This window comes from Paraglaciecola sp. MB-3u-78 (assembly GCF_002835935.1).
Lineage (GTDB): Bacteria > Pseudomonadota > Gammaproteobacteria > Enterobacterales > Alteromonadaceae > Paraglaciecola.
The window spans coordinates 26931-39503 of sequence record NZ_PJCF01000008.1 but is presented as its reverse complement, the minus strand read 5'-3'; the positions used below and the strand labels follow the sequence as shown (position 1 = coordinate 39503).

16 protein-coding genes are annotated in these 12573 nt (G+C 42.1%); 6 read left to right on the top strand and 10 right to left on the bottom strand.

Annotation, left to right across the window (positions count from 1 at the left end; all coding sequences use genetic code 11):
- Positions 1-9: 9 nt before the first annotated feature.
- A complete protein-coding gene (locus CXF95_RS20030) occupies positions 10-678 on the top strand; it encodes a crotonase/enoyl-CoA hydratase family protein (RefSeq protein WP_101200353.1) in 669 nt (222 codons plus the stop codon).
- 214 nt (positions 679-892) lie between these two features.
- Positions 893-1249 carry a hypothetical protein gene (locus CXF95_RS20025; RefSeq protein ID WP_101200352.1) on the top strand — a complete coding sequence of 119 codons (357 nt, stop codon included), beginning with the start codon at positions 893-895 and terminating at the stop codon, positions 1247-1249.
- A 199-nt stretch (positions 1250-1448) separates the two neighbouring features.
- Here the strand turns inward: CXF95_RS20025 and CXF95_RS20020 are convergent, their stop codons facing one another.
- Complete coding sequence (locus CXF95_RS20020) at positions 1449-3353, bottom strand: beta-ketoacyl synthase (protein ID WP_101200351.1); 1905 nt, start codon at positions 3351-3353, stop codon at positions 1449-1451.
- A 122-nt stretch (positions 3354-3475) separates the two neighbouring features.
- Between CXF95_RS20020 and CXF95_RS20015 the strand changes: the two genes are divergently transcribed.
- On the top strand, positions 3476-4498 hold the full coding sequence (locus CXF95_RS20015) for a GlxA family transcriptional regulator (RefSeq protein ID WP_232787953.1): 1023 nt from the start codon (positions 3476-3478) through the stop codon (positions 4496-4498).
- 381 nt (positions 4499-4879) lie between these two features.
- Here the strand turns inward: CXF95_RS20015 and CXF95_RS20010 are convergent, their stop codons facing one another.
- From CXF95_RS20010 to CXF95_RS19975, 8 genes are all read right to left on the bottom strand, one after another.
- On the bottom strand, positions 4880-5131 hold the full coding sequence (locus CXF95_RS20010; protein ID WP_101200350.1) for a GlsB/YeaQ/YmgE family stress response membrane protein: 252 nt from the start codon (positions 5129-5131) through the stop codon (positions 4880-4882).
- Between the two features lie 138 nt (positions 5132-5269).
- Entirely contained in the window at positions 5270-5458 is a 189-nt protein-coding gene (locus tag CXF95_RS20005; protein ID WP_101200349.1) for a CsbD family protein, read from the bottom strand.
- Positions 5459-6366: 908 nt separating this feature from the next.
- Positions 6367-7041: a hypothetical protein gene (locus CXF95_RS20000; RefSeq protein ID WP_232787952.1), complete on the bottom strand. Its 675-nt coding sequence runs from the start codon at positions 7039-7041 to the stop codon at positions 6367-6369.
- 92 nt (positions 7042-7133) lie between these two features.
- Complete coding sequence (locus CXF95_RS19995; RefSeq protein WP_101200347.1) at positions 7134-7658, bottom strand: DUF2730 domain-containing protein; 525 nt, start codon at positions 7656-7658, stop codon at positions 7134-7136.
- Between the two features lie 3 nt (positions 7659-7661).
- Positions 7662-8144, bottom strand: coding sequence for a hypothetical protein (locus tag CXF95_RS19990; RefSeq protein WP_101200346.1), 483 nt, complete (start codon positions 8142-8144; stop codon positions 7662-7664).
- Complete coding sequence (locus tag CXF95_RS19985) at positions 8144-8530, bottom strand: hypothetical protein (RefSeq protein ID WP_101200345.1); 387 nt, start codon at positions 8528-8530, stop codon at positions 8144-8146. The genes CXF95_RS19990 and CXF95_RS19985 overlap by 1 nt, the downstream gene beginning before the upstream one ends.
- A 26-nt stretch (positions 8531-8556) precedes the next feature.
- The gene (locus tag CXF95_RS19980) at positions 8557-9420 is read right to left on the bottom strand and encodes a hypothetical protein (RefSeq protein ID WP_101200344.1); all 864 of its coding nucleotides are present in this window, start codon (positions 9418-9420) and stop codon (positions 8557-8559) included.
- A gap of 14 nt (positions 9421-9434) precedes the next feature.
- Positions 9435-10004 (bottom strand): hypothetical protein, encoded by a 570-nt coding sequence (locus tag CXF95_RS19975; RefSeq protein ID WP_101200343.1) that lies wholly within the window; start codon positions 10002-10004, stop codon positions 9435-9437.
- Positions 10005-10343: 339 nt separating this feature from the next.
- Here CXF95_RS19975 and CXF95_RS19970 point away from each other — a divergent pair, with 339 nt between their 5' ends.
- From CXF95_RS19970 to CXF95_RS19960, 3 genes are all read left to right on the top strand, one after another.
- Complete coding sequence (locus CXF95_RS19970; protein ID WP_101200342.1) at positions 10344-10637, top strand: putative quinol monooxygenase; 294 nt, start codon at positions 10344-10346, stop codon at positions 10635-10637.
- A 140-nt stretch (positions 10638-10777) separates the two neighbouring features.
- Positions 10778-11008, top strand: coding sequence for a cysteine-rich CWC family protein (locus CXF95_RS19965; protein WP_101200341.1), 231 nt, complete (start codon positions 10778-10780; stop codon positions 11006-11008).
- A 182-nt stretch (positions 11009-11190) separates the two neighbouring features.
- The gene (locus tag CXF95_RS19960) at positions 11191-12102 is read left to right on the top strand and encodes a DUF2608 domain-containing protein (RefSeq protein WP_101200340.1); all 912 of its coding nucleotides are present in this window, start codon (positions 11191-11193) and stop codon (positions 12100-12102) included.
- Between the two features lie 145 nt (positions 12103-12247).
- Here the strand turns inward: CXF95_RS19960 and CXF95_RS19955 are convergent, their stop codons facing one another.
- Positions 12248-12571, bottom strand: a complete 324-nt coding sequence (locus CXF95_RS19955; RefSeq protein ID WP_101200339.1) for a YdbL family protein — start codon at positions 12569-12571, stop codon at positions 12248-12250.
- Between the last annotated feature and the right edge of the window lie 2 nt (positions 12572-12573).

Sequence of the window (12573 nt, the reverse complement as noted above, 5' to 3'; positions counted from 1 at the left end):
TGCAACATCATGAAATATGAACTACTTGAGGGCGGTATCGCCAAAATATCACTAGACAACGGTAAAGCAAACGCCGTGTCTTTCGACCTTGCCCAAGAATTTATGGCCAACCTAGACCGCGCAAAAACTGAAAGCAAAGGTGTGTTAATTGCAGGCCATGTAGGCATATTCTCTGCAGGGTTCGACCTAAAAGTTATGGCGACAGGTCCAGAAGCAGCCCATAAGATGGTCTCTGCGGGTATGCTTTTACTAGAAAAAATTTACTCACACCCACACCCTGTGGTTGTTGCGTGTGAAGGCCATGCCATAGGAATGGGGGTATTTCTTTTACTCGTAGCTGATTACCGAATAGGTGCATCGGGCGAATTCGTCCTCAAGCTACCTGAAACCGCCATTGATATGCCTTTTAATGCAACCTTGAGAATCTTAGCTAAAACCCACATTGACCCTTTGCATCACACACGGGCAATTATTCAGTCTCAGGGATACTCTCCTGCAGAAGCAGCTGTAATTGGCATGTTGGACGAAGCGGTTGAAGCAGATCAAGTACAAGACAAAGCCCTAGCGAAATTAACTGAGCTTTGCGAACTGCCCAGTGCCCGCTATGAAGAAAACAAATTGTTTATGCGAGCTGAAGAAATTCAAGCAATTTACGAGTCTTTGCACGGCGACAACTAAGCGTCTGCTTTGGTGAGTTTTACAAGCACAAAAATAGTAAGACGCTAGTTAGCGTTTTTTTGCCTTCCACTATTGCTCTACTCACTGTGGGCTAAAGTTAATAATGTGAGGCAACTATCAGAGGTTTAACTTGTCAACACTTCACGTTTAGATACATTCCACGGTAAACGGACCGTTTAACAAACTATGATGGGATATAACACAAAGGTTACACATGCATAAGGCAACAAAAGCAGCCCTGATATCTGCCTTAATTTTTCCTGGTTGTGGTCATTTTTATTTAAAAAGTAAACTAAGAGGGGCTGTATTTGCTTTGTTTTCTGCGGGTTGTTTGTATGTCTTAATCACATTTGCAGTCAAGGTTGCTAATGACATTAGTGACAGAATATTAAGTGGCGACATCCCCTTAGATATAAATAGTCTTATGGCTGAAGTATCCTCACAACTTAACGGTAGTCCCGGTGACCCCAAAAATATTGCCACCCTTTTTTTATTAGGTTGTTGGGGCATTGCGATTATTGATTCGTTTATTGTTGGCCGTAAATTAGCGATACCAGATAACAGTCATTAATAAGCTATCAGAGTCAGATTTGGCCTGATAGCTTGTTAAGGTGTTTAAATGAACCGATTTTTATTCATCTATATTGTTGTCTAAAAATTCAAGTACGTCATGATACAAGACATCTCTTCCTGCTTCATCGTATACACCATGGCCACTTTTACTAAAGTTTAAATATGGTACTGTTTTGCCAATATTTTTCTTCAAACCGCTACATCATATCTTTAAAACGATTTTTCATTCTTAAGTCGATAGGGTTGGCGAATCCGGGAATACGTATTTCTTTATCGGTCATTTGGATGGCGTTTTCGTCGATAAGATCCTGACCAAAATGATAAATAGTATCAAAGTTACCTTGAGTGGCTGCGATGTCATAGGCGTTAGCTTTTTTGCGAACTTGCTCACGACGGGACTCATAAGCCGTCATTTCTTCATTGCTGTATCGCTTGGCTAACATTGTATTGACAACCTGTGGTGACAATACCGTGGCTGTTGCATTGTTGCCGCCAAATCCTTTGGAATTTAGAAACGCGATGTCAACATTCCCCGCGCCTTTATCAATATCTGTAGTTGAAATATTGAGTCGTTCATCAAATACATCGTCTGCTACTTTATCGATGGTTTTAATGCCAGGAATTAATCCGTGCTTAAACACACCCAGACTCACCATCAGTTGTTCGGCACTGGCGGGGGACAAAGGATGACCCAAATACGCTTTTGCCGCAGTGACGGGCCAATTTTGAATATCAAATATTTTGGCTACTTCATGAAAGATGCGTGACTCAGTGACGCGGTTGGCAGGGGTACTTGAACCATGGGCTTGAATAAATGAACGCTCGCGAACCGACTCGTCACCTACAATCGCGCGAGCGGCAGAAACGGCTTTAGCCATGGTGATGTAGTTACCAGGGCCGGGGGCCGATATGGATTTTTTGTAACCATCAGCATTAATAAAAACATCGCTGACTGCGCCATGAATGTCAGCCCCTAGTTCTAAGGCTAAAGCATCGTCCATTAACACCACATATTGAGTTGATTCTGCGATGGTAAAACCACAGTTTTCTCCAAATGGACGACTGGCTCGGCGATGGTCAACGGTGTCAGTTTTATCTAAACGTTTTAAATTTTCTTCGCTGGCCAATGCGCCCATGGTGCCATAACCATCAATGATTTCTGGCAATATTGGCGCTTCGGCATTGCCTACCACTGCCACCCGACGTTTGCCATTATTGATATCTTCAATGGCGGCTCTTAGATTATAGAGGAAACTGGCACAGGCTCCCACAATGGCACTCGTGTGGCCTACGCTGCCTAGTACATAGGCATTCACAAAATCAGCGGGCATAGTATTGAGACCTAAGGGACACTGCTTGGTACTGACTCGGCCACCCTTTAGGCGGGACTGCAGCATGCCACCAAAGCCGTTTTCATCAAGTTGCGACATGGCATTACTGGCGTATACCCCTATTTCATCAGGCTTGACGGCATCGACTACGGTTTTCCACTCAATGCCTAATGAACGAATAGCGTCTGATGCACCCATAATGGCCATTTGTAGGGCGCGGGGATGAAATCGAGCATTGTAGTGATCTGCTGGGTTAAATCCGCTGGGTAATTGTCCGGCGACCTTTACTGGGCATTCAAGGTAACTGTCGGTTTTGAATTCAACATCGCCAATAATTTCAATGCTAACGTTTTCTTTATCAAGATCACTGATCTGCCAGTTAGCGGGCAACGGATTAGGCAGTTGTTTACGGGGTAATTCAAAACAAATACCTTGTTTATCAGACGAACGCATAGTGATGTTTTTCTGCCAATGCACGGCATCAACATCAAAGTGACTCTTTTCAATTTTACGAATAAGGGTGGAACGCAATATTTGCTCAGAAAAGTGTGTAACCACTTCCTGTGCAGTGAAAGACTGCTCGTTTATATCGATATAACTGTCGTTTTCAAAACGCACTAGTTTCATCATTGTAGCCAACCCAAGTAGGGTTACTTGGCGTTCACCGGCAGGTAAACTCTCTATCACCATACGTTTGTAAGCGTGATGAAATGAACTACGACCAGCGGCATTAAAACCTCCAAATCCAACGATAACGGGTAAAGAAGACATAGGTAAAATACCAAAAGTTTGCAAAAGCTTATGTGGACAGCAGTGTAATGCCTTAGTTGGATATCCGGCAGGGTTGTATTAGCCATAATTAATGGTGTTTTAGCCATGCCTTGGGTATTGTTGTGGAAGATACACAAAAACTACGAAATCGACTTGTGCATAAAATTACCTTTTTACTCTGCGACAATATGCTGGCTACTAGCACCACCTTGCCTTTTGAAATGTTACGGGCCGCCGAGAGTGCTGCTCGTGCTAAAGGTGGCAGCCATGTTGAGGCTGTACTCATTCAAACAACAGCGATAAACAAACGACCAATAAAAACCAGCATCGGCTTTTCATTGTTCCCCGATACCGAACTGGAAGAGGCGGGCAACAGCGATATTATCTACCTGCCAGCACTGTGGCGAAACCCTCGACCTATAGTGAAAAAACATCCAGAACTTTTAGAATGGTTACGTAAGGCCTATGAAAATGGCGCAATGATTTCCGCAGTAGGCACGGGAACTTGTTTCTTAGCCGAGGCGGGTTTGTTAAACGATAAACCCGCCACCACTCACTGGCATTATTTTGATCAGTTTCAAAGAGACTATCCGAGGGTAAAACTGCAGCGTCAATATTTTATTACTCAGGCCACAAATTTATACTGCTCTGCTAGTGTGAATGCGATGGCCGATCTCACTGTGCACTTTGTTAAACGACTATATGGTCAAGGGATAGCCAGTTTTGTTGAGCGAAATTTCTCTCACGAAATTCGCCGTTCATATGAGAACACCAGCTTTTTTGAAGGTAGTGTAAAACAGCACCCCGATGAGGATATTGTGCAGGCGCAAATTTGGTTGCAGGATAATTACCATCGACAAATTAAAGTGAGCGAGGTGGCAAGTCGTTTTGATATGAGTGTGCGTACCTTTAATCGTCGTTTTAAAAATGCCACAGCACAATCCCCACTGCAGTATCTTCAGAGAATACGTATTGAAATCGCAAAGGATTTATTACAAACCAGTAATCTGAACGTGAGTGAAGTAGCAGACAAGATTGGATATCAGGATGTCGGGTATTTTACTGCTTTGTTTATGAAACTGCTGTCAACGTCGCCTCGTGAATACCGAGCCACAGTGCGTGCCAAATTATTTACCGTTGACTGAGTCTTTCAGTTGCTAGGACAATTTTACTGAGGTGGGAGACAATCAGGGCTTTTTGTTAATTGTCACTTTGTGCCAATTGCTGCCGTTGGCAACAGTAGCTTGTGAACTGACGCTTATGGCAGTAAGCCCCCGTCATCAAAGTTGATTGTATAGCCAGTACGAGCGTTCAACGGACGGTGAGGCTTGTTTTAAATTTGAATTATGTGAAAACGTTTGATTAATAGACCAAAAATAGCGGGCTTTATCTCCCTTAAGGATATAAAAGAGAGGTCAATAAGGAAAATATAAGGGATCATTTATTTTTAGTTTATGAGAAATGACATTTTGTTTTAACTATACTCCCATCGACAGCCGCACTTGTCAGTAACAAGGGGCGTATTGTTATGCCTTTTTGATAATCCCAACAACAAACAACAATACCACCGCTCCAACTGTTGCTGTGACAATAGAGCCGATGAGGCCGTTCACCGATAGTCCCAGCACTCCGAAAAGAAACCCGCCGATAATTGCACCCAATACGCCTATTACGATATTGCCGAGCAGACCAAATCCACCGCCCTTCATAATTAGACTCCCGAGCCAACCCGCCAGTGCGCCTATTGCTATAAAGATTATCAGTCCTGCTAAGTCCATAATCGCGCTCCTGCTGGTAATCTAAAAGTATGCAGTTTCCCCAAGATCGCCAAGTGTTACCGACGCTCTGAGAAAGCTACCACACAGAGCTACCCTGCATGGCAGCAGTCGTTCCCTGAAGTTCGTAGTATTCTAGACTCAGCTGAGCGCGTCCTTCACATCATCAATAACCTCCTCCGCCTTCTTCTGAACCTTCTTGGCGGCTTTCTTGATCCTACCAGCGGCCTGGTCGGCCTTTCCCTCGTTCTTCAACTTCTTGTCGCCGGTCAAAGCCCCTGCGGCTTCCTTCACGCGACCCTTCGCTTCATCAGTTTTTCCACTCGCCATAATAATTACTCCTCTACTGGGTTTCGCTTGGCCGTTTCGCACAAGCTACTTTTTTAATGTAGCAGGTCGGAACCACTAAATTTTGATCAGGATCAAGGTCTATCAGACTGGGGGGAAGTCCAAATTTAGAGGGGCCGTAGTCAATTTTAAAAATAGTTTCCCTACCAATCTGTTTTTTAAGGTTGAAGGACTATAGATCGCTCAATATAGTCCCGCCCGTCAGGTTTTATTTGGATCTATTGACCAGAAGTGATAGATATTTATCTTTTCAGCTAATCCGCAATTTTCTTTTCTCCGTGAACTCAGTGCTCTATTTGGTGGTGAGTCGCTTTAGTCTTTGGCTTTCATCTATTTACTAGCCACTACTTTTCGCCCAAAGCGGTAATTCAAGATGGTTATATACCCGTCTTCCTTGAAGCTGCAGCGTTGTTGGCTGCTCTCACTCACCCCATTCACTTAGTACATCTAAGCTCATGGGGCTGAGCTCCTTTGCCACCTAGCTGCAACTCCAATGGCTTTGGTTATAAGAGGGTCTTTAATCTACTAATTTGGGCTGTGCACTAAGTGGATGGAATAGTGCTGATCTAAGCAATATCTTGACGTAACAAAGTCGCTTGGTGTTAATCAACCTGAACTCGATAAGCCATACCGTCCAGCACCGGTATTATTGCGCCTATCTTCGTTGAACTTGCTCTCAATAGCTGGCTATTCCTTCACAAGCTCGCCCTGATAAACACAATAATATCAGCACGGGATGCATTAAATAAGCTGTTAAATAAATAGTAACATTCTAACCTATTGTTTTTATATGAATTACTTTAGAGAAAGCGGCACGTATTAACCCGAGTTCAGGTTAATAAGTTAATGTGTTGACAAATCTGCTCAAGCAAAATGTAATATCGAATTTATTAATCACACTTGCCCTGATAAAGCGGCCAACTGCCTTTTATAGTTTGGTTGTTCAGCTGGATATTATTCAGAAGTAGTGTTTGATTTGTCACTTGGTAGTTTGCTCTGAAATTAACCAGTGAAGAACCCTTAAGGGCGTTAGCTAAGTGTTGAGATAAGCGAAAATCAATCTCCCGTGGAAACAACCTTATGGCGGTGCCTGTGAGGGCATATACATTCAACCAGTGTTGTTCTTTTTGCGACAAATTGCCTTGGGCGACGCGTATCCAGTCACTGTAATCACTTAATCTAAGCTGATTAACCTTAGTGATATTATTACCCTTTAACATCGCAAATTGCATACCCGCACATTTATACATAAAGTCTAGCGCCGCTTGTTGTTGATGGGCTTGTTGCGGCCAGGCAATTTGAATATCTACACCTTGATCACTTAATTGTTTGTAGACTTGTTCTACTTGTTGTTTTTCGGATGGTGGTGTTTGTTTTACTTTTTTAAGTGCTGTCTCAGGTGATTGATGAACAAGCTCTGAGACTGCTGATACTTTTGAGGTTTGTGGCTTGGCTGTTGGCACAGGTGGCAGCGTTAGCTGTTCGAGTATAATGTCTTTGGGTAGTGGCTTGACGCTAATTTTTTGCTGTTTTTCAATTGGGTTATCGTCATATTGAATCAGCACAGTTGTCAGCCACAGCATAAAAATAATTGTCAGCAAGCCACAAAATAAAGTACTGGCTGAGCAACTCTTGTTTTGCAAAAAGACCATCTGACTTAGTTAACCAAAGCTTGTAACGAAGACATTTCCATTTTTTCTGCAATGTCTTGTAATCTAGCTTGTCGGTTATTTTGCAACTGGTTATTTGTGGTTGCTACTGATGTATCTGGTTTGGGTGCGTTTACAGCAAAATTTTGAGATAAGGGCTGGTCAGCATAGTCTTCATCTGGCTGTTGGTATGGGTGCAAAGTCACGTTGTTATTAGACACACTTTGTAGCGGCTGTTTTTTTGCAATACGCCCCATTACTAGCTCATTCTCCAGCTCAGCAATGCGATTTTCTAGCTGATCGATTTGCACTTGTTGTTTTTGATTAAAGCGCAGGGCGAATTCGGTCATTTTGTCTTCGAGCGATTGCGCCACTTGTATGCTGACTTGTTGTACTTTTTTGATTTCTTGTTGGGCCGTTTGTTGAATGCTCACCTCAGGTTCGCTCTCTTCTAACCAAGCCTTGCCCGCCGGCGTTTGCATGATTAAATAGACTGCACCAGCCAAAGCGGCAATAAAAAATAGGGTTTTCATAGATTATTCCTTCTCAATTTTTGTGTATCGCAAGCTGACCCAAGCACGCAAAATAGCTGAACTGGGTAGACCCACCACTGTGGTCATAAACGCCATAGAAAATTGTTTGGTCAACTCGCTAATCATGTCATTAACAGAGCTTGGCGTGAGTGGTTGTTCGGACAGAGTGCCTATACCTAAGCTGATACCAAGTAAGGTAAAGGTAAGGGCTAATGTCGAAATGCCATTGGCTGCTTGCATACCAACATCATAAAAAAAATCATTGTTTTTACCTGGCTTAATCGCTGCGCCAGCCACCACCGCCATGGAACATAACCCACTAAAGATGATCACAAAACTCCAACTAAAAACCTTCTGTAGCCAAGTCACTAAATCTATTAATGGCATTTGGGTTAAATAGCTGGCCGCGGCTAACAAAATAATACCGGTGCCAAAAAATATCCCTATTGCATTGCTGGTTGAGGGCAGTGCCTTGAGGGCAAACATTATCTGTGACCCGTTTTGGCAGATAAAATACTGTTTGTGGTTAAATGCAATTCAGACATCCAATGAGATAAAGGTGGCTGGCTTTTTTCGGCGCTAGAGTGAACTAAAAAAGTGAGTTCGTATTTGTCAAAAGCGTTTTGTGCCAGCGCGCTATTGCTAGACGTCACTCTGTCATCACGTAATACCATACGTTCAATATCCACTAGACGACGATAAATACTCTGAACTTTTTGTTGCCGTTGATTTAAATCTAACGAGCTATCAAGCTGTGCACTTAATAATGCGGCACGTTCTCTTTCTAAATTTTCTAAACTAAACAGGCTGTTAGCAAAAGCTGGTGTACTAAGTAAGCTGGCAATAGTGGCAATAACAAGTGTGATTTTCATGATTGTTTCCTCTTTTAAAAAAGCCCTTATAAAAATAAGTCGGCGACATCTGCCGGTTTAGTGCGATTACGTAGAGTTAACTCAGTACTTTCATCGCCATAGCTGATTTCGTATTCTAGTGATTGTGCATCTAGTGCGACCAATTTCGCCATATAACTAAACATCAGTGCTTCCTGATCTAATAGCGATTGCTCAGTGGAGGCCGCCATCAACAACTGGCGCACATACTCTTCACTGGTGACTTCTACGTCACCTAAAGTCGGCGATGCATTGGCTTTGTGCTTGGATATCGCATTTTTTAAGGCTTCTACTTTCGCTAAGTTCACAGCAAACTCATCGGCATAGGGCGAACGTTGATCAAGGCCTTTGTGCATCAAACTGCTATCTACTTGCGCCATAACGTTTTGCATTCTTTCTCGGGCTTGTGCTTGTTTTTGTTTAAGCTGATACACCTCGTCCTGAGAAATTAGGCCATTTTTATTGCGCAATTTTCCCAGTACAGTTTCATATAAATTTTGTTTTTTAGTTAATGCGTTTTGGCGTAAGCCTTGGGCTTCTTGCATTAAGTCCAAATACTCAGATTTTTGTTGTACCAACTCAAAACGTTGATTAATTAATTCCTCTCCTTCACTGTCGGCTAGCAACTCTCCTAAGGATTTAAGCTGCGAAAGTTTGTCTTGCATGTGTTGCTCAAGCTCGACTAAATGTAACGCCATTGGTGAAGCGTCAAAGTCTTGTTGAATACGTTTTTCAATAATGTTGGCCGGTAACTTGATTAACTTATCACTAGCCACGGGATCCCAGTTTCTGCCGTCACTGGCCAACACTAAGTGTGTGCAACCAAGGCTGATAGTTAAAATAAGGGACGACATAATTATACGATTTTTCATATCACATACTCCTGTTAGTGGCTTAGCCAGTGTTGTTGGCGCTCAATCTCAGCCCGTAAATCGGCACTGATATTCAAAGCAGCGAGCTGATGGCGAGACAATTTTTGTTGTTCGAGTAAAGCGGTAGCGGTATCAAAAAATGAGCTGTAGTCAGCAAAATACAGGTCTATGTTAGGGAACTTAGATTGGGTTTTTCTTAGGGCAATATGTGCAGCGTCAATATCGCCGCCTTTGACTAAGTTGAGCACCGACAGCGCCATCAGACGCAAAGCATTGTCTGCGTCTGGATGGCCCTTAGGAAACGAAATGCCATTCACACAACGCAGCATTGCCTTAGCCGAAGCCAAATACTGTGCCGCCTGCCCAGATTGTTGCGCAAAACTGTCCATTTCCATTGCCTGTTGTTCACAAGCCTCATCGATGGATTGATAATAGTCATAGTTCATCTCATTGTGCATATCGTTGTTGCTTACCCGCAAGTTAGCTTCACTTTTGGTCGTAGATGAACACGCACTGATAAACACTGCGGCAAACATCACAGACAGCACTTTAATGGCGTGTTTGGTTAATGACGAGTAGGTCATAAATAACTCCTGTTACTGGTGTAACTGTGGCTATAAAAACCTTAGAGGATTTTTTTATTTGTTTAGGTCATCAGCGAGTATTTATAATGTTTCAGGATGATGACGATAAATATACTTTGATGCCTTAGCAGGTAATGTCATCTCGTGTTGTCGCTTTATGTTAGGTTTCTAACTGAATCCCTTGTGAGCAAAGTGCATTCCAAATTATTGGCCTTTTCAAAAGTCTAAGTTTATGAAATGCTATTAAAAATCATCGGGAATAATCGCCGTTTAGGTATTTTGCAAAAGCTGACTAAATTTAAAAAGGCAGCAAATTAAAGGTAATAAATAGGACTCACAATGACCAAATTGACATGTATCGCAAAAATTGAAGCGCAACAAGAGCACAAAAAAACTGTATTGGCAGAATTAACAAAACTCATTCACCCAACCCAAAAAGAGCAAGGTTGTATTAATTATGATTTACACGTAGATAACTCCAATGACGCAATTTTTATGTTTCACGAAACCTGGGAGTCAGAAGAAGATCTCAATGCCCATTCAGAGTCGTCACATATAAAAAAGTGTTTTGAAATTATTGGTGGAATGTTAGTTAAAACCGAAGTTTTAAGGCTTACTAAAGTTGATGTTTAAATAGAAAATATGTGCTGATATATATGATCACTCAGGTATTTGATTGCATGAAATTGCGGTTGTCTGAGGGGGCTACGTAGTGGGACAGTAATGACGATATTGTTCGATATCTTAATCTACACATTTTATTGGAGTCAGTTTTGAATATTCAAAAAAGTAGCACTCCTAGCCGTTGTCCTTTGTGTGGGGAAAATAATGTTTGCGGTAATTTATCAGCAAATAATAACGGTGAAGGCTGTTGGTGTATGGATAATTCTATAAGCTTTCCAGATAGTTTATTAAACCAAGTAACTGATGCAGATAAAAACACATCATGTATATGTAAAGCGTGTGCCTTAAGTCATAAGCCGGAGCGTGATAAGTCAACCTAGCATTCGCTTGAACATATGTACCAGCAGTTATAGAGGTTAATTTACCCCCATTAACTCCTGTAGACTAACTAAGTTACAGGCTCTAACTAGCCAAATTAATTATGCCTCCACAGTAATTATTCGATTATGAATAAGTCTGTTGTACCCTGTTGTTAATTATTCTATTTAAGGTAATTTTGCTGATGTTTCGCCCCTCTTTTTTGAATCTTTTTATGTTCCGCTGGTACTTTGCAGGCATCATAGTTGTATCGTCTCTCAGTGCCTGTTCCATTCAAAACAGTGGCAATGATCAACGTATTGATCATCATCCGGTCAGTCAGATTGTCAAGGTGACGGATTTGTTGGTGGCCATCGAGCAAGCCAAGGCGCTTCCAGTACTCACCACGCTGGTGGTATTTGATATTGATGATACCTTGCTAACCGCCACTGAATTTTTTGGTAGTGATAAGTGGTATGACTGGCAACGTGGGCGAGCTCTGAGTCCAAATGGTCAACCCTTAGCTATCGCCGAAGCAGATAAGGTAAGTTGCTTATTCGATACATTGGGGATCACTTATGAAATTGCCACTAACCGTCCTACTCAAGAAAACATGGCCTCTTTGGTTCATCAGGTAAATAACGACCTCTTGATGTTAACGGCTCGGTCAGGCAATTATCGTGCAGCCACGATGAGAGAGTTAAGCTACAACGGTTTGGCATTGAGTGATAAGGCCTTAACGCCTAAAGATGTTGGGTATCACTATACCTTTTCCCATGAAGGACGCAGCGCTGATATGAGTTATGTGGATGGGGTTTTTATGGTGCAAGGTATGGACAAAGGAGTGATGTTACTCGACTTATTATCACGCCTCGGACGCACTTATGAAGCGGTGATTTTTGTAGATGACAAAACCCATAATATCAATAATATGGCCAAGGCTTTGCAACAAGCCAATATCGATTTTTATGGATTTCAATATGTCAAAATTGACAAAACGGTATCCCTCGAAGAAGTTACCCAAGCTCAGGCTGCCGCCAGTGATTTAACTCATCTGCTTAAGCAGCATTTTGTTGAACGAGCGGATTTGATTAAAAACGGCCAGTGCGCTTATTGATTGAATAAAGGCTTTTGATGCAGTGGGGATTTCGATGGGTATCGAAAATTTTAACGAAACCCGTCTGGTATTAGATGAGTCAAAAACACAGTCCTGTGAAGAATCAATCAAGACTGTGCGTTACTTTTTTATATTCAACTCAAGGTTACTTTTTAGTCCACTTACCAGCCACCCAAAGATAATGACCAGAATTGGTTTTGTCATAAGCTTTTTGAGCCGCTAACTTTTCTACTTGCTGCAAGGTGATACCGTTTTTTGCTGCGAGCTCGATATACACAGCTTTGCGCTTAGCATTGATATCATCTATTAGATCTTGTGCATCTTTTTGCGCTACAACCACGCCTAAGTAGCCATTGTCTTTTTCGCCCACCAAGCCTTTTTGTTTGGCTTCATCTAAATCGATTGCAAAAACAACACTGCTGAATAGAAAGCTGACGATAATAATGGATTTAAATATTATGTTTTTCATGA